This is a genomic window from Alcanivorax sp. HI0083, assembly GCF_001635175.1.
This window is the reverse complement of record NZ_LWFX01001635.1, coordinates 1-1239: the sequence shown is the minus strand read 5'-3', so window position 1 is coordinate 1239 and position 1239 is coordinate 1. Positions and strand designations below refer to the sequence as shown.

Below are 1239 nucleotides of genomic sequence, written 5' to 3'. Positions count from 1 at the left end.
GCGACCAGAAAACCCTGTACCCGAACATAACCCACACCCTGCATGCCGCCCGCGAACTGATCGACGACGGCTTCAAGGTGATGGTTTACACCAACGACGACCCCATCGTGGCAAAAGAACTGGAAGACATGGGTTGCGTGGCAGTGATGCCGCTGGGCTCGCTGATCGGCTCCGGGCTGGGCATTCTCAACCCGCACAACATCAAGCTGATCATGGAAGAAGCGAAGGTCCCCATCATCGTGGACGCCGGCGTAGGCACCGCCTCGGATGCGGCGCTGGCCATGGAAATGGGCTGTGACGGCGTGCTTCTCAATTCAGCCGTGGCCCACGCCCAAAAACCGGTACTGATGGCCTCCGCCATGAAGAAAGCCATCGAAGCCGGTCGCGAAGCCTTTCTGGCCGGGCGCATGCCGCGCAAGGCCTACGCCTCGGCCTCTTCACCGCTGGATGGTCTGAGTCGCTAGTACAAGCCCGCTGCCGGCAGGCAAAAAAACGGCGCCACTCTGGGGGAGAGTTGGCGCCAAGGGGAAGTGTTGACCGTTGATGCTCGTGCACTTCAGGGCAGAGTTGTGCTGAATCTCTGTGCTCACTTTACCCATCATCGATCAAGATAGCGTGAAGAGGGAGCGCTCACCGTCAGCCGGTCCTTTTTGTTATAATCCACTGCTACAACGTCACTCTTTCATCCGCCTCTTTCATAACGGTAGTCCGGCCCCATGCTCGATTTCATCAACCACGATAAAGACCCGGAAACCGGCAAGGTCATGCGCAAGGTGCGCAGCTTTGTCCTGCGCGAGGGCCGCCTGACCGCCGGGCAACGCAATGCCCTGGATACCCTGTGGCCCCGCTTCGGACTGGAGCGGGATCAGGGCGCGCTGGATCCCGAACGCGTTTTCGGCCGCGATGCTCCGCGGGTGCTCGAGATCGGTTACGGCATGGGCCAGTCGCTGGCCCAAATGGCCGCCGCCGACCCGGACAAGGACTTTGTCGGTATCGAAGTGCACCGTCCCGGCGTAGGGGCCTTGCTCATGGAAATCGAGCAGCGCAGCCTGAATAACCTGCGCAGTTACTGTGACGACGCGGTAGAGATTCTGGAGCTGTGCATTCCCGATAACAGCCTGGCGCGGGTGCAGCTGTACTTCCCGGATCCCTGGCACAAGAAAAAGCACCACAAGCGCCGCATCGTTCAGCCCGCCTGGGTGGCACTGGTACAACGCAAACTGCAACCCGGCGGTATTC

1 protein-coding gene and 1 pseudogene are annotated in these 1239 nt (G+C 60.5%); both read left to right on the top strand.

All coding sequences use genetic code 11. From position 1 onward, the window contains the following. Positions 1–464: pseudogene (locus tag A3754_RS24100) on the top strand (thiazole synthase); the annotation flags it as partial. 252 nt (positions 465–716) lie between these two features. Further along, the coding region (gene trmB / locus A3754_RS24095; protein ID WP_063521553.1) for a tRNA (guanosine(46)-N7)-methyltransferase TrmB at positions 717–1239 on the top strand (523 nt) is incomplete at its 3' end.